Annotated in this window: 14 protein-coding genes and 1 pseudogene; 4 read left to right on the top strand and 11 right to left on the bottom strand. The window is 63.3% G+C overall.

The window, feature by feature from the left end:
- Nucleotides 1-13: 13 nt before the first annotated feature.
- The 6 genes from F561_RS0116145 to F561_RS0116120 all read right to left on the bottom strand — a co-directional run bounded on the left by F561_RS0116145 (nucleotide 14) and on the right by F561_RS0116120 (nucleotide 7,308).
- Nucleotides 14-922 (bottom strand): lactate/malate family dehydrogenase, encoded by a 909-nt coding sequence (locus tag F561_RS0116145; protein WP_019011003.1) that lies wholly within the window; start codon nucleotides 920-922, stop codon nucleotides 14-16.
- A gap of 113 nt (nucleotides 923-1,035) precedes the next feature.
- A complete protein-coding gene (locus F561_RS0116140) occupies nucleotides 1,036-2,559 on the bottom strand; it encodes a glycine--tRNA ligase (RefSeq protein ID WP_026298983.1) in 1,524 nt (507 codons plus the stop codon).
- Between the two features lie 346 nt (nucleotides 2,560-2,905).
- Nucleotides 2,906-3,733, bottom strand: coding sequence for a metallophosphoesterase (locus F561_RS0116135; protein ID WP_019011001.1), 828 nt, complete (start codon nucleotides 3,731-3,733; stop codon nucleotides 2,906-2,908).
- A 28-nt stretch (nucleotides 3,734-3,761) separates the two neighbouring features.
- The gene (locus F561_RS0116130) at nucleotides 3,762-4,343 is read right to left on the bottom strand and encodes a YcjF family protein (protein ID WP_026298982.1); all 582 of its coding nucleotides are present in this window, start codon (nucleotides 4,341-4,343) and stop codon (nucleotides 3,762-3,764) included.
- Between the two features lie 97 nt (nucleotides 4,344-4,440).
- Nucleotides 4,441-5,934 carry a cysteine--tRNA ligase gene (cysS, locus tag F561_RS0116125; protein ID WP_019010999.1) on the bottom strand — a complete coding sequence of 498 codons (1,494 nt, stop codon included), beginning with the start codon at nucleotides 5,932-5,934 and terminating at the stop codon, nucleotides 4,441-4,443.
- Nucleotides 5,935-6,255: 321 nt separating this feature from the next.
- A complete protein-coding gene (locus tag F561_RS0116120) occupies nucleotides 6,256-7,308 on the bottom strand; it encodes a LysR family transcriptional regulator (RefSeq protein ID WP_019010998.1) in 1,053 nt (350 codons plus the stop codon).
- Between the two features lie 127 nt (nucleotides 7,309-7,435).
- Here F561_RS0116120 and F561_RS25680 point away from each other — a divergent pair, with 127 nt between their 5' ends.
- The gene (locus F561_RS25680; protein WP_019010997.1) at nucleotides 7,436-7,744 is read left to right on the top strand and encodes a hypothetical protein; all 309 of its coding nucleotides are present in this window, start codon (nucleotides 7,436-7,438) and stop codon (nucleotides 7,742-7,744) included.
- Between the two features lie 110 nt (nucleotides 7,745-7,854).
- Here the strand turns inward: F561_RS25680 and F561_RS0116110 are convergent, their stop codons facing one another.
- The 3 genes from F561_RS0116110 to F561_RS0116100 all read right to left on the bottom strand — a co-directional run bounded on the left by F561_RS0116110 (nucleotide 7,855) and on the right by F561_RS0116100 (nucleotide 10,848).
- Complete coding sequence (locus F561_RS0116110) at nucleotides 7,855-8,694, bottom strand: metallophosphoesterase (protein WP_019010996.1); 840 nt, start codon at nucleotides 8,692-8,694, stop codon at nucleotides 7,855-7,857.
- A 246-nt stretch (nucleotides 8,695-8,940) separates the two neighbouring features.
- Nucleotides 8,941-9,702, bottom strand: a complete 762-nt coding sequence (hspR, locus tag F561_RS25675) for a heat shock protein transcriptional repressor HspR, fused homodimer type (RefSeq protein WP_019010995.1) — start codon at nucleotides 9,700-9,702, stop codon at nucleotides 8,941-8,943.
- Between the two features lie 87 nt (nucleotides 9,703-9,789).
- Complete coding sequence (locus F561_RS0116100; protein WP_019010994.1) at nucleotides 9,790-10,848, bottom strand: ion channel; 1,059 nt, start codon at nucleotides 10,846-10,848, stop codon at nucleotides 9,790-9,792.
- Between the two features lie 99 nt (nucleotides 10,849-10,947).
- Between F561_RS0116100 and F561_RS0116095 the strand changes: the two genes are divergently transcribed.
- Nucleotides 10,948-12,372, top strand: a complete 1,425-nt coding sequence (locus tag F561_RS0116095) for a dipeptidase (protein ID WP_040381000.1) — start codon at nucleotides 10,948-10,950, stop codon at nucleotides 12,370-12,372.
- A 75-nt stretch (nucleotides 12,373-12,447) separates the two neighbouring features.
- On the top strand, nucleotides 12,448-13,050 hold the full coding sequence (gene purN / locus F561_RS0116090) for a phosphoribosylglycinamide formyltransferase (protein ID WP_019010992.1): 603 nt from the start codon (nucleotides 12,448-12,450) through the stop codon (nucleotides 13,048-13,050).
- Between the two features lie 101 nt (nucleotides 13,051-13,151).
- Here the strand turns inward: purN and F561_RS0116085 are convergent, their stop codons facing one another.
- Complete coding sequence (locus tag F561_RS0116085) at nucleotides 13,152-13,556, bottom strand: hypothetical protein (RefSeq protein ID WP_157451938.1); 405 nt, start codon at nucleotides 13,554-13,556, stop codon at nucleotides 13,152-13,154.
- Between the two features lie 31 nt (nucleotides 13,557-13,587).
- On the opposite strand from F561_RS0116085, the gene F561_RS0116080 reads away from it, so the two are divergent.
- On the top strand, nucleotides 13,588-14,148 hold the full coding sequence (locus F561_RS0116080; RefSeq protein WP_019010990.1) for a DUF402 domain-containing protein: 561 nt from the start codon (nucleotides 13,588-13,590) through the stop codon (nucleotides 14,146-14,148).
- A 41-nt stretch (nucleotides 14,149-14,189) separates the two neighbouring features.
- Here F561_RS0116080 and F561_RS30525 read toward each other — a convergent pair.
- Nucleotides 14,190-14,487, bottom strand: a pseudogene (locus tag F561_RS30525) (hypothetical protein); the annotation flags it as partial.

The following is a 14,487-nucleotide window of genomic DNA, read 5'->3' as shown; positions in this document are numbered from 1 at the left end:
CGCCCGCTCTGAATCAGGCCGAGAGTTCCGGTAGCTCCTGCGCCGCTTTGATCAATACATTGGCGCTCCGTTCCAGTGCAGCCTCTTCCTGCGCCGACAGATCGGGCGTCAGGGTGGCCCCGATCCCGCCCGCGCCCACCACACGAGGCAGGCTGAGGTAAGGGCCATACGGCGACGGCCCACTGACGGTCAGTACGGCGCGGCGATCTTTCAATACAGCTTCGGTAATCAGGGCCAGCGCCGCGCCGACGCCGTAATTGGTGGCGTGTTTTCCGGCGATGATCTGGGCCGCCGCGCCGCGTGTGCCCTCCTCTATCTCCTGCCTGATCTCGTCGGTCAGGTCGATCACCTGCGCCAGAGGCACGCCGCCCACGCTGGCGCTGCTCCAGCCCAACACCTCGGAGTCTCCATGTTCGCCCAGCACCGAGGCGTGAACGTGTTGCGGGGCCACACCCACTTTAGCGGCGATCAGGGCACGGAAACGGGCGCTGTCCAGCACCGTACCCGACCCCACCACCGGCTGACCGGGCGCGAGTTTGGCTGTCAGAGCCGTCATCAGGTCGACTGGATTGGTCGCCACCAACAGCACCGCGTCCGGCGCGGCCTGTGCAATCTGCGGCACGAGTTCGCGGAAAATATCGGCGTTGCGTTTCAGCAGGCTCAGGCGGTCTTCGCCGGGTTTCTGGTTCGCGCCCGCTGTCAGAATGACCACGCTGGCCCCGGCCAGAGCCCCAAAATCGCCGCTGCTGACCCGCACCGGATGGCTGACCGGTGTGGCGTGCGAGATGTCCTGCGCTTCGGCCTGCGCCCGCGCCGCATCCTTATCGACCAGCACCAGTTCGGTGCAACTGCCCCGCAGCACCAGCGCAAATCCTGCCGCGCTGCCTACCATGCCCGCTCCGACCATGCCCACTTTTGTCATGCGGCCAGCGTAAGGGACGGAATGGGGGCGGAATGTCAGGATGAAGGAACGGCGGGGGAGTAGGCAATAAAAATCCCCCGCGCTAGGCAGGGGAATAATTTACTGAGAAACGTTTACTTCAGATGCGCCGCGATCCACCCAGACAATTCGCTGATCTTGATTCTTTCCTGCGCCAACGTGTCACGGTCACGAATCGTTACGGTGTCGCGCAGGCTCTGATCCGCGCCTTCCGCACTCTGGCCGATGGTGTCAAAGTCCACCGTCACGCAGTACGGCGTGCCGATTTCATCATGACGGCGGTACGCCTTGCCGATGTTGCCGCTGTCTTCCAGGAGAATCCGGCCCAGCCCCAGCTTTTGCAGGTCGGATTTGATAGAACGGGCCAGTTCGACCAGTTCGGCCTTGTTGCGGGCCAACGGAATCACGGCCACCTTGATGGGCGCAAGGTGCGGCTTGAGCTTCAGCACGATGCGCTCGTTGCCGTTTTCCAGCGTTTCTTTGGTAAACGCTTCGCTCAGAACGGCCAACAGCGCCCGGTCTACCCCCGCAGAGGGTTCGATCACAAACGGCACGACGGGTTTGTTGGTTTCCGGGTGCGGAATGGTCAGCTTGGCGATGCTGTCATTATTTTCTTCCACGCGGGCCGTGAGGTTCAGTTCGCCCTGCGCCTTGGTGTGGCTGCCCAGATCGTAATCCGAGCGGTTGGCGATGCCCTCGATTTCCTCGTAGCCCAGTGTGGGGTAGTCGTACATCAGGTCGTAGGTGCGCTTAGAGTAGTGGGCCAGATCCTCTTTGGGCACGTCCAGAATGTCGATTTTGCTGCGCGGGATGCCCTGCGCTTCCCACCACGCGAGGCGGGCGTCCAGCCAATGCTGATGCCAGTCTTCGTCGGTGCCGGGGGTGCAGAAGAACTCGATTTCCATCTGTTCCAGCTCGCGCACCCGGAAGATAAAGTTGCGGGGCGTGATCTCGTTGCGAAACGCCTTGCCGATCTGGGCAATACCGAAGGGCAGGCGGCGGCTTGTGCTGTCCACAACGTTCTTGAAGTTCACGAAGATGCCCTGCGCCGTTTCGGGCCGCAGGTAGCCGTAGCTTTCCTCGTCGGCCACCGGGCCAATGGTCGTCTTGAACATCATGTTGAAGGGCTTGGGTTCCGTCCAGTCGCCCACCTCGCCGCTGAAGGGGTCACGCACACCTGCGGTTTTCAGGGCGGCGCTGGCTTCGGCGGGTTTTTTGTTCAGGGCAGCCACCACCGCCGGGAAGTTCGCCACGTCTTCGCCCATCAATTCGGCCACTTTGGCAATCACGTCGGCCTTCTGGTCCTTCACCAGATGGTCAAGGCGGTAGCGCTTGTTATTCTTCTTGTTGTCGATCATCGGGTCGGAAAAGGTGGCTTCGTGCCCGCTGTGGCGCAAGACCTGACGGTGCATGATGATGCTGGAATCCAGACCTTCCATGTCGTCGCGCTCGTAGACGTTGGTGCGCCACCACGCGGCCTTGATGTTGTTTTTCAGCTCTACGCCGAGGGGGCCGTAATCATAAAAACCTTGCAGGCCGCCGTAAATCTCCGATCCCTGAAAAATAAAGCCCCGGCGTTTGCACAGGCTGACCAGTTCTTCCATCGTTTGTGCGGGCATGTTCTCTCCTGTTGGCCGCCCGCCGGGGCAACAAAAAAGAACACGCCCCGGCGAATGGCTCGCCTGGGGGCGCATAAACGGCCTGCTTGGGCCTGTGCGCGGTTCCACCCCAGTTCCCCGAAACGCTGCCGGGGCACTCTGAAACATGTTGTCGGGCCACCATCTCGCCCGCGCTCCCCGCTGCCCTTCACGGCCCGACTTCCCGCCTGACTCTCACCGCCACAGGCTCGCTCTTGGGGTCTTGTGCCGCTACTTCTGCGGATCGACGCTGCACACAGTCTGCGCCACGGCCCGCACCGGGTCAAGCCCAAGTTCTGTTGCCGGGGTCAGGGGCCAGAAGTGGCGGTCACTCCTGAATGGCGGCCAGATGCGGCGTCAGTTGGCCCTCTGCGCTGACCTCCATCAGCGCCAGCGTGTGCCGCTGCGGAGCCACATCCAGTTGATAGGCCGGATTGTCTTCTCTGTCCAGCAGTGTCCACAGACCCGGCGTTTCCATGTGCCCGTGCAGGCTAGCCACAAATCCGGGCGGCAGCAGGGGCAAAGAGTTCAGGCGTGCGCCGTTGTCGCTGTCAAGGCCCAGTGGGAACCACACCACATCGTCTTCTCCGTCGCTGGGCAGCAGGTCGCCTGCCCGTTTCAGGCCGCTGGCGTAGCGTTTAGGCGTGGGCCGCGTGGCGTGCGAAAGCAGCACCTGTTCGCCGGGCAGGCCAATCTCCAGCCACAACCGGGCATGGTCGCGCAGCCAACGCAGGTCGGCCATCAGCGCAGGCGAGCTGTTCCGGCCATCCCAGCCATAAGACGCGGCAGCTTCCCGGCCCCCCACCTTCCACCACAGGTCCATCAGGGGGCGGTGATCGTCCAGCACGGTGGCAGCGGCCATCACTTCATGGTTGCCCAACAAGACTTCGGCGCGGCCAGATTCCACCAACGCCCGCACCGTTTCCAGTATCCGGCGCGAATCGTCGGCCATACCGGGGGCAGGCGGCGCACGGCGGGCCAGTCGGCGGCGTGGAGAATCGTCGATCAGGTCGCCCAGAAAAACAAGGCGAGAAGCGGGAAAGTCCTGAACTGAGTTCAGGGCCGTGTTCAGGCGGGCGGCGTGGCCGTGCAGGTCGGGAATGACCAGCCAGGAGCCGTCCCAGTCGGCTTCAGACCAGCGAGCAGGCAAATCCATGCCGCAAAGCTATCAGACCAACTGACCTTCAGTTCATGCTGCTGGGGCCGTTGCCTTTGCTTTTTTCCTCGGCTCGGCGGCGCAGCTCACTTGCCAGATCGGTGAAATCCTGGGCACTGGGCAGGGCGCGGCGGGTCTGCTGCTTGGCTTCCTGCACCACCTTCACCTGATCGGGTTTGGCAAAAGGCAGACCCTGACGCTTGCGCTCGAAGTAGTTCTGGGCCACACGCCCCAGTGCAAAGGTCCACCCATACACGGCGGGCGCGGTGATCAGGCCGCCAATGACGGGCAGGGCCAGTTTTGCCAGCCCACGCATGACCTGACGGGCCGCCATGCCGTAGGCCAGCGTGACGCCGAGTTCCTGCACGATTTCGCGGGCGCGGTCAGCAGTGATGTCGAAGCCGTAAATTTTGCCGATGTGCAGCACCATTTTGGCCTGCACAGGCGTAATCAGCAGCATGTCGGCAAAGGGAATAGGCTCTACGGCAATCGCGCCAGCCAACAAGGAGGCACTCTTGATCACTTCTTCGGTGTTTTCTTCCGGGGTCCGGGTGGAATCCACGTCGAAGTTAAAGTTATCGAGTACCTGCCTGACGAGCGGAGGAAGCATAGGGAAAGTGTACGCCCACTGATCAGCTGTGCGGTGAAGTGAAAGATGATACCGGGTTCACGTTGCCGGGGGTCGGCAGCCTGCTCCCGGCATCTGCTTATTTGCGCCAGCGGGGGCCGTCTTTGGTGTCTTCTACCGTCACGCCTACACGGGTCAGCGTCTGGCGAAGTTCGTCGGCCTGCGCGTATTGCTTGTTCAGGCGGTAATTCTGGCGGGCCTGCAACACCAGTTCCATCAGGGCGTCCACCACAGGGGCTTCATCGGCCTGCGCCGAGTGCGTGCCCGACGAGGCACTGAACAGCCCCAGCACGCCGCCGCCCAACGTGCGGTAGACCTCGCGGGCGGCGTTCAGCGTACCCGCACCGACAGGGCCACGGTTCATGGCCGCGTTCATGTCGGTGGTCAGGCCAAACAGCGCGGCGATGGCTTTGGGCGTATTGAAATCATCGCGCAGGGCGTCCTCGAAGGCTTTGCGGTGGGCGGCAATGTTCGCATCCAGCGCAGCGTTGTTGCCCGATGGAGCAGTCGGCAGGTGGCGCTCTATTTCGTGCAGGGCCTCGCTGAGTCGGCGGTAGCCACTGCGTGCGCCTTCAAAGGCCGCGTCGCTGAATTCGGTGATGGAGCGGTAGTGGCTGGACACCAGCAGGTAGCGGATCACCATCGGGTCGTGCTGCATGAGCAGGTCTTTGAGGGTCGTGAAGTTGCCCTTGCTCTTGCTCATTTTTTCGCCGTTGATGGTCAGCATGTTGTTGTGCATCCAGTAACGGGCAAAGGCGTGCCCCGCCGCTTCCGACTGCGCGATTTCGGCCTCATGGTGAGGAAACTGGAGGTCGAGGCCGCCGCCGTGAATATCGAAGCCCTCGCCCAGATATTTCAGGCTCATGGCGCTGCATTCGATGTGCCAGCCGGGAAACCCCACGCCCCACGGCGATTCCCAGCGCATGATGTGGCCCGCCTCAGCCCGCTTCCAGAGGGCAAAATCACGCGGATCACGCTTTTCGGTGCGGATGTCTTCCCGCGTGCCTTCCGCCTGATCGTCCAGTTTGCGGCCCGACAATTTGCCGTAGTCGGGCCAACTGCGAACATCGAAATAAACGCTGCCATTGGAGGCGTAGGCGTGACCACGCGCGATCAATTCTTCGATCAGGGCGATCTGCTCGGTGATATGCCCGGTGGCACGCGGGTTGATGCTGGGCTTCAGGATGTTCAGGGCGTCCATATCGCTCACGAACGACCAGAAATACTTGTCGGCCACTTCCATCGGCTCCAGTTGCTCCAGACGGGCGCGGGCCAGCAATTTATCCTCGCCGTCGTCGGAGTCATTTTGCAGGTGGCCCACATCGGTCACGTTGGTCACGTAGCGCACCACGTAGCCGAAGTGCATCAGGGCGCGGCGAATCACGTCAAAGGCGACTTCTTTTTTGGCGTGCCCCAGATGCGCGTCGCTGTAGACCGTCGGCCCGCAGAGGTACATGCCCACGCGGCCCGCTGTGGTGGGCACAAAGCGCACCTTCTGGCGCTGCATGGTGTCGTACAGGAAGATATCGGGATCAGGCGTGTGGGCAGGGGTACTGGCTTGGGGTTGCGTCATGGTGGCTCCGGTAGGGTAGGAATACAGACAGGAAGAAACAAGAAAACGCCGCGCCAGACAAATTGGCGCGGCGACAGGCAGGCGTGCCCGGCTTTACCGCAGGGGCAGACAACACAGCATCGGGGCAGGCACGCGCTTCATGTGGCTACTCTAGCAAAGTCCGGCAGACAAGGACGGCGGGGCGTGGGGAATCAGGATCGTGTGAACCCCCCGTTGCTTTGCAACGCCCCCCTTAGAGGTGGGGACTAGGGCTGTTGTGCTCCCCTTTAAGGGGGGTTTACGTGCAATGCCGATGTGTCTTGAACAGTGAATTCCAGTCCTTCAATGCCTGACCCGCTCGGCCACTTTGCCCCCCGGTGCCACCACTTCCGGCACGGAGAGAGTCAGGGCGGCCTGCGCCTGCACGCTGTCCAGCAGCACCCGTGTAAAGGCCCGCACCAACGGCAGGCCCGCCCGCTGGGGCAGTACGGCCAGCGACAGAGGACGCGCCAACGGCTCTGGCAGTGGCAGGGCGATCAGGCCGGAAGGCAGCGGCGACAGCGCCAGCCGGGGCATCACGGTAATGCCCAGCCCGTAGCGCACCATGCTCAGGGTTACGCTGTCCTGCTCGACTTCCATCAGGTCGGTCAGGGCGATGGCGTGGGCTTCGAGGTAGCCGCGCACCCGCTCGAAACAGGGGTCGCGGTGGGGGGGCAAGATCATGGGTGCGGCGGCCAGATCGGCCCACGACACCGGGTGCAGACCGCGACTTTCGGGAGCCACGTACAGGTATTCGTCTTCGGCCAGCGGCGTCAGCAGCAGCCCCGGCACCTGCCGCCCCACCACCACCGACAGATCGACCCGGCCCGCCCGCACCGCCGATTCACTGCCACCCTGCGCCTCGCTGTCCAGCAACATCACGGTCACGCCCGGATAAAGCGAGCGGAAAGCCGACAGCGCGGGCGGCAGCAGATGTGTGGCCGTGGAGCGGAACGACGACAGGCGCAGGCGGCCCGACAGTGCGCCTTCATCCTGAGCGGCCAGCAGCACATCGGCAGCGGCCTGCACAGCTGCGCGAGCATGTACCAGCACCCGCAGTCCCGCCGCCGTGGGCACGGTTCCGCCTGGCGTCCGGCGCAGCAGCGGTCGGCCCACCGCCGTTTCCAGCTTGCTCACCGCTTCGCTGAGGCTCGACTGAGACACCCCGGCCTCAGCTGCCGCTTCACCAAATCCGCCTGCCCCCGCTACCAGCAGCAGCGCCCGCAACTGGGCCAGCGTGGGCTGAGAGTGTGTGGGGTGGGTCTGTGAGGTTTGAGGCTGTGTGGATTGCCCCGGCCCCAGCACAGGCTCGGTCACCGAATTCACGGAGGGCGCTGGCTGACGGCGTTGGCTCATAAGACATTCTAAATCCCATTTGTCCCGCACCCATCGGTGAACCCGATGCCGCAGTCCGTCCGTCCAGCACGCTGCCGATGTCCTGTGAGAGCAAATGAGCGCAAGCTACTGGCAGGAGGTTTCACCCATGACTTACCGTGCTCCCCGTCCCGCCGTTGCCCCGATGCCCCTCTTTGATGCCGCTCCTGCCCTGCCCCGCGTGGCCCAGTCTGACCCGGCCCTGTTCGGCACCTTCGTGCTGGAAATCACCACGCCGGACAGCCTGCCCACTGCCCCCGCCCTGGCTGGCTGGCAACTGCGCGTGTGGCCCGTGGCCCGACTCGGAGACGCCACCTCTGGAAGCCAGGCCAGTAGATGCACACCAGGACGCTGCCGACCTTATTCACGCCCTGCACGCACACGGTTACGGTACGCTCGGCCCAGTTCGCACCCGTAAAGCATGCTGAGAATCCCTACCACCGCACCTGACCCCCGCTGGAGACACTCCACGCGGGGTTTTTTTTGGTTCCTGCAATCTGACCCGCACGCCCTCTGATCGGCTGCCCCTCAGTGCAGCGGCGCACCGCTTGGAAAAGTGACCACTTCGGCAATCCCAGTGGCATCCAGCCGCGCTATGAATCCGGCGTCGTCACGGTAGGCCATGCCACTGTCCATCGCCACGCACAGCCGCCCCGCGTAGGGAATCGGTGCGCCGGGGCCGAGGGTGGGGCCGTGCATATTCTCGTCCAGCAGGATGTAGACGGGCGTGTGCCCATGCACCAGCCGGTCTCCGCCGAGGGTGCGTAAGACCTGCCACGCGGACTTTTCTCCGCCGTTGAGTGCGAAGGCGAACCGGTCGGCGAAGGCATTGGCAAAGCTGCCCCAGGCTTCGGGGTCGTTGGTATGCAGCACAGCCTGAATGGCGGCGTTGATTTCTTCGATGGTGCTGCCGAAGCGGGTGTACATGCGCGTGTCGGCGTGCATCAGCAGCCAGTTGCCTGCGCGGGCCAGTGCCGGACGTTCGCTGAGCCAGGCGTGGTCGCCCGCCTCCATCCGGGCCGCGTCTCGGGTCTGACCGCCGTTGCTGATCCAGTAATCCGTGAAACCGTACTGGTCATCCGGGTCGGTCCGCCGAAAGCGCTGCGCCGCCAGAAACATCACCTCATGGTTGCCCAGCAGCGCCGTGACCTGACCGCCCGCCAGCCGCGCCTGAATTTCCAGATTCCGCACGAAGCGCACCACGCCCAGGCCGTCCGGCCCCCGGTCCATGTAATCGCCCAGAAAGACCAGGTGGGCGTCACCTGCTGTCCAGGCACCGTCAAAATCGATCAGGCCCGCCCGCAGCAAGATGGCCCGTACCTTGTCGTAAGCGCCGTGAATATCACCGACCACCCAGAGGTCAGGCATGAGTCGGTTCCCTCATCGGAAGCGGTTCACGAGAAGAAACGACGTCAGCGAAAACGCTCGGCACGCCCCAGAGTGTAATACGGACTTGCTCCGGTTCCCGACCATCCACGGAGACACTGCACAGCCGTCCCTGACCGCCAGTTCGTGGCCTTTGCCTCTCGCTCCGCTTGGCAGTTGTCCCATCGGCTGATTGTCGCAAATGACCACAAGTCCGTGTCCGGGCTGCGTGCACTCTTCTAGGCGGCATCAACCTTCGCCCTGAAGGGCGGGCACAGGCTGAGGCCCGTCATGCTCTGCCGACCCGTTGTCTGTGCCGCCCTCTTCGGGGGAAGGCAATTCGCGCCACAGGGTCATGCGCTCGGTGATGTCGTCCTGCAACTTCCGCACGTTGCCTTCCAGATGCGTGCGTGCGCCGTCCAGCGCGTGCCGGAGCCGCATAATTTCCTCGACGCCTGCCAGATTCACGCCGAGTTCCTGAGTGAGGCGGCGGATCTCGCGCAGATGCTCGATGTCGCGCTCGCTGTACAGCCGGGTCTTGCCGCTACTGCGTCCGGGCCGGATCAGTTGCTTGCGCTCGTACAGGCGCAGCGTTTGCGGGTGCATGTCCACCAGTTCGGCGGCAATGGAGATCACGTACACGGGACGGTCACGCGGGTCCAGCTTTTCTCCGGGGGCAGGCAGGGCTTTTTGCTGCACCTGCTCGCGCAGTTCGCCCTCGATGCGCTCGATTTCGGCCTCGAACTCGCCCTGCATATCATCCAGTTCGTGCTGAAGGCGCATGACTTCCTCAACGCCCGCCAGATTCACGCCGAGTTCCTGAGTCAGGCGACGGATTTCGCGCAGATGCTCGATGTCACGCTCACTGTAGAGGCGGGTCTTGCCGGTGCTGCGGCCCGGACGGATCAGGCCTTTGCGCTCGTACAGACGGAGCGTCTGCGGATGCATATCCACCAGCTCTGCCGCGACAGAAATCACGTAGACCGGACGATGCTTGGACTGATTTGCCATACCTTCCCTGAGTATACCTGAAGCAAGATTGCTGACCGTAACGGAGATCAGGGCTGACCCGGCAGCATGTTCCTGAGCACTTCCGACTCAACTTTCAGGTCGGGCCTCAAACGGCGGCAGGTCGGCGGGCTGGAGGTCGTGCAGGCGGCGGGCATCGACGGCCAACTGCCCAGCTTCGCGCACATACATAGAGGCGAATCGGTGCCCCGAACGCATTTCGGTGGCGTGGTAGCTGCTGCGGGCCTGAATGCTCTGCTGGCTGGCTTCCTCGGTGGCCCGCAACACAACAATTAATTCCGCTTCCTGCCGCAAAAGATCGGGCAGTTCCAGGCCGTAAAAGGGGCTGTGTTCGTCTATGGGATGCACAATCGTCCACGCCAGCGGAAAAAAAGTCACGCGGTGACGCTCCAGCTTCAGCGTATGAAAGGTGCGGCCCGCTAAACCTTTGTTCCCAGTTGGATGGGTGCTGTCGGCCAGAGCCGCCGTCGCCGCAGCGTCGCGCAGGGTCAGGATCACTTCGGCGCTCACGTCCAGCAGATCGGTGCGCCGCCCGTTCATAATCCGCAGCATCAGGGCGCGGCCCAGAGTGTTGTCGGGCCGCACATGCGGGGCAATGATGGCGTGATGACTGAACAGAATGCGGTGTGTGGGCCGCGAAAACCGTGCAAACAGCACGCCCGTGACCAGAGCGACGCCCATCAGGCCCACGAACGCTTCCAGCGTGACCAGCGCATTGGCCGCCAGCGTACTGGGGTACACATGACCAAAACCGATGGTGCCGAAGGTCTGCACCGAAAAGAAAAAACAGGCCAGCAGCCGCGCCCCCGTGCCGCTGGGCATCTCGCTGAGGGCGCTGGGGCCAAGCAGAAAATACAGCAGCCCGAACAGGGCATTGAGCAGCAGATACAGGGCCAGAGACACCGCCGAAAAGACGGGCCAGCGCATGGTCAGCAGGTCGGTGTAGGCGCTGAAGGCCCTGCGCCCCAACCCGGCGCGGCGGGCATTGAAGCTGCCGTCGCGGTTCAGAAAGCGGGATTCGGATTCGAAGACGCCTGACAAGCCCAGATCGGCGCGGCGGCCCGATGCTTCTGTAAAAGTCTGGGCTGGAGCCGACTGAGAAGAAGAGTTATCAGACCAGTCCGTCATGCCCAGAGTTTGGCACGTTCTGTCCGGCAAACAGGGACATAGGCGGCTTCTCCGTACCCCTCAAACCCGCCGCAGCGCTCGCCCGCTATGATTCCGGGCATGACCAGCTCTGAACATCTGCCAGGTTCTTCCGACCTCTCGGCCCACCTCGACCGCGCTGGCTCGGAAGCCGAACTGTTTGACCTGCTGCGGATTCCCAGTGTCAGCGCCGACCCTGCCCACATTCCCGACATGGCCCGCACCGCCGAGTTTTTGCGGGCCAAGCTGGAAACGCTGGGCTTTGCGGTGCAGGTGGACGCCACCTCTCATACCGGCAAAAGCGGGCAGACGGTGGCCGGACACCCGGTGGTCTTTGCTCAGAAGCAGACCGACCCGAGCAAGCCCACCGTGCTGATCTACGGCCATTACGACGTGCAGCCCGAAGCCCCGCTGGAAGAATGGGTGTCGCCACCCTTCGAACCCACCGTGCGAGATGGCCGGGTCTACGCACGCGGCAGCACCGACGACAAGGGGCAGGCCTATGCCCATGTGCGCGGCGTGGAACTGCTGCTTTCTCAGGGTGAATTGCCCGTCAACGTCAAATTCCTGCTGGAAGGTGAGGAAGAGGTGGGCAGCCCCAGCCTCGCCGCCTACCTGCGCAAGAACGCCGAGGCGCTGAAAGCCGACGTGATCGTGATTTCCGATGGCAGCCGCTTTGCCCCCGACGTGCCCACCGTGACCTACGGCCTGCGCGGTCTGAGCTACGTAGAGATTCACGTTCAGGGCGCAAACCGTGACCTGCACAGCGGGAGCTACGGCGGGGCCGCCCCCAATCCCATCAATGCGCTGGCCGAAATCATTGCCAAATTGAAGGACGATCAGGGCCGTGTGACCATCCCCGGTTTCTATGACGGCGTGGAGGAAATCACGCCCGCCGAGCGCGAAATGTGGGCCAAACTGCCGCAGGATGACGCCGCTTTTGCCGCCTCCATCGGCGTGCCCTCGCTGCCCGGAGAGGCCGGATACAGCGTTCTGGAACGCCTCTGGGCGCGGCCCACGCTGGACGTAAACGGCATCTGGGGTGGCTATCAGGGCGAGGGCAGCAAAACTGTAATTGCCGCCAAAGCCGGAGCCAAGGTCAGCATGCGGCTGGTGCCGGGGCAGGACCCCGAACGAATCACGCAGCTCATCACCGATTACGTGCCCACCATCGCCCCCGAAGGCGTGAAGGTGGAAGTCAAGTCGCTGCACGGTGGTCAGCCCATCAAGGTAGACGCCGATTCCCCGTTTGTGCAGGCGGCGGGCCGCGCCCTCAAGCGGGTCTATGGCCGCGACGCCGCTTTTGCCCGCACGGGCGGCAGCATTCCCATCGTGGCCGATTTCCGCTCCATTCTGGGTGCGCCCGTGCTGCTGGTCGATTTCGGCCTGAACGAAGACGCGCCCCACTCCCCTAACGAAAGCTTTGCGCTGGAGGATTACCACAACGGAATTCTGACGGGGGCTTATCTGCTTCAGGAGTTGGGACAGGTTCATGAGACTGACTGAACGTGGAACGTGGACCGTGGAAACCGCCCTAACCACGATCCACACTCCACACTCCACTCACGGCGTACAGCGCCGATGAAGATCGCCTTTCTCGCCTCCCATGGCGGAAGCGCTGCCCGGCATATCGCGGCGGCCTGTGCAGCGGGCCAGTTGGAGGGCCTTCCGGTGGCGCTGGCCTCCAACAACAGCCGTTCTCCGGCGCTGCTGTGGGCGCAGGAATCCGGCCTGAAGTGGGCACATCTCAGCTCGGCGCGTTTCCCCAGCGATGAGGCACTGGACGCCGCCATTCTGGACTTCCTGGTGGAATCGGGGGCCGATACCCTGGTGCTCAGCGGCTATATGCGCGAGTTGGGGCCGCGTGTGCTGGGGCATTTCGCGGGGCGGGTGGTGAACGTGCATCCCAGCCTGCTCCCCCGGCACGGCGGGCGCGGCATGTACGGAGACCGCGTGCATGAGGCAGTGTTGGCCGCTGGAGATACGCAAAGCGGCGCAACCGTCCATCTGGTCACGCAGGGCATAGACGAAGGGCCAGTGCTGGCGCAATCGCAGGTGCCCGTGCTACCCGGAGATACGCTAGAAACCCTCAAAGCCCGCGTACAGGCCACCGAGGGCGACCTGATGTTGCATGCCCTCAGGAAGCTGCAAGAGTCAGGCACCCCGCAGGTTGCTGGGCCTTAAATCCATTCAAACATTTCGGAGCCGACTGACCATGCAGGGCAGTCGGCTCTAGTTCTGAATTCCGTACTTGAGGACTCTGGGAACCTGCCCGGATGACCTCCTTACTCCGCAGGCCAGGTAAACTTCCGTCCGTCTTTCAGGGTCAGGAGAACGGTGGGCGGCTCGTTGCCCGTATCCCGAATCACGCAGGCTGCCGTTTCGGGCGGCGGATCACCCACGCCACTTTCAAAACCGCTGACGCTCAGGCAAGGGCCGGAAGCGTCGCGCTCGTCCTGGCCCAGCACGTCGGCGGCAATGGCAACTTGGCGCACGTAATGCTGAAACCGGACCGGATCGGACCGCATCAGGCGTTCGGCATCGGCCTGGCGCTGGGCTTCCTGCGTCTGAATCTGCCTGAGCTGGCGGGCCTGCTCCTGCTGACTCCACCACGCACCCAGACCGCCCAGCAAGATCACCATGCCCAGCAAACTCAGCCCCAGGCGCAGGCTCCGTGTTCTTCCATTCACGCCCGCATGGTAAGGGAAGTAGGCTCTGAGCATGAAGCGCAAAATCTTTGACCTTCGCCCGTGGGCACGCGTAACGGCCCACACCCAGACCCGAACCGCCGTTCCGGGCTACGTGATTCTGGATTTCACGGCCCACACGGTGATCAGGCCGCTGGATGTGCCGCGACCTACCGGAGAAGGCACAGTGCGCATTCTGGACAGCGGCTTTCGCTGGGTGCGTGCCCACCCCACCGGAGGGGGAGAAAACGTGATGGGCAGCGCCCTGACCGTGCAACTGAACGAACAGGAGCGGCCCGTGCAGTTTTATGTGGACATCCACACGGGCGAGGGCATCGGAGAAGACGGCCTGCCGTGGCACGACGACCTGTATCTGGACGTGATCGCGGAGCCGGAAGCGGGCGGCTGGGGCGTAACACACACCAACATCATCGATGCCGACGACTTGGAAGAGGCCGTGAGCATGGGACTGGTGACGCCCGAACTGGCAGAAGCGACGTGGGCACAGGCACGGGCCGTAGAAGCCGAACTGCACGCGGGAACCTACGCGCCGCTGGGAGTGCTGCGGCGGTATCTGGAAGACCCGTACACCTGAAAGATCGTGGAGGGTGGATCGTGGAAACAGCTCATACGAGCTTAAAATGAGTCCAAAACATGTTTGATCCCAGGGAAGAGGGTCAGCGATTTAACTTCCTGAGGGTTGTGCTGGAGCCGGACACACTCTGCGGCGATCAAATCCTCCACCTCTTGAAGGGTGTTGAGCGTCCGGTTGGCGATGGGCAGCTTCAGCTTGGTCACCATGGGTTCAGCGGGGGATAGTTCCGGCGTATACGCCGGAAAGGGCAAGAGGAAGAGATTCGGCGGCACCTGGAGTTTCTGGCTGGTATGCCAGCCCGCCTGATCGAGCAAGAGAACGATGAGTTGCTGCTGGTGT

Origin of the sequence: Deinococcus aquatilis DSM 23025 (assembly GCF_000378445.1) — a bacterium.
Classification (GTDB): Bacteria; Deinococcota; Deinococci; order Deinococcales; family Deinococcaceae; genus Deinococcus; species Deinococcus aquatilis.
This window is presented reverse-complemented; position numbering and strand designations above follow the sequence as displayed.

Bases quoted from the DNA above. Each gene is read 5' to 3' on its own strand.
- F561_RS0116145 (WP_019011003.1), bottom strand. From the start codon at position 922: ATGACAAAAGTGGGCATGGTCGGAGCGGGCATGGTAGGCAGCGCGGCA.
- F561_RS0116140 (WP_026298983.1), bottom strand. From the start codon at position 2,559: ATGCCCGCACAAACGATGGAAGAACTGGTCAGCCTGTGCAAACGCCGG.
- F561_RS0116135 (WP_019011001.1), bottom strand. From the start codon at position 3,733: ATGGATTTGCCTGCTCGCTGGTCTGAAGCCGACTGGGACGGCTCCTGG.
- F561_RS0116130 (WP_026298982.1), bottom strand. From the start codon at position 4,343: ATGCTTCCTCCGCTCGTCAGGCAGGTACTCGATAACTTTAACTTCGAC.
- cysS (WP_019010999.1), bottom strand. From the start codon at position 5,934: ATGACGCAACCCCAAGCCAGTACCCCTGCCCACACGCCTGATCCCGAT.
- F561_RS0116120 (WP_019010998.1), bottom strand. From the start codon at position 7,308: ATGAGCCAACGCCGTCAGCCAGCGCCCTCCGTGAATTCGGTGACCGAG.
- F561_RS25680 (WP_019010997.1), top strand. From the start codon at position 7,436: ATGACTTACCGTGCTCCCCGTCCCGCCGTTGCCCCGATGCCCCTCTTT.
- F561_RS0116110 (WP_019010996.1), bottom strand. From the start codon at position 8,694: ATGCCTGACCTCTGGGTGGTCGGTGATATTCACGGCGCTTACGACAAG.
- hspR (WP_019010995.1), bottom strand. From the start codon at position 9,702: ATGGCAAATCAGTCCAAGCATCGTCCGGTCTACGTGATTTCTGTCGCG.
- F561_RS0116100 (WP_019010994.1), bottom strand. From the start codon at position 10,848: ATGACGGACTGGTCTGATAACTCTTCTTCTCAGTCGGCTCCAGCCCAG.
- F561_RS0116095 (WP_040381000.1), top strand. From the start codon at position 10,948: ATGACCAGCTCTGAACATCTGCCAGGTTCTTCCGACCTCTCGGCCCAC.
- purN (WP_019010992.1), top strand. From the start codon at position 12,448: ATGAAGATCGCCTTTCTCGCCTCCCATGGCGGAAGCGCTGCCCGGCAT.
- F561_RS0116080 (WP_019010990.1), top strand. From the start codon at position 13,588: ATGAAGCGCAAAATCTTTGACCTTCGCCCGTGGGCACGCGTAACGGCC.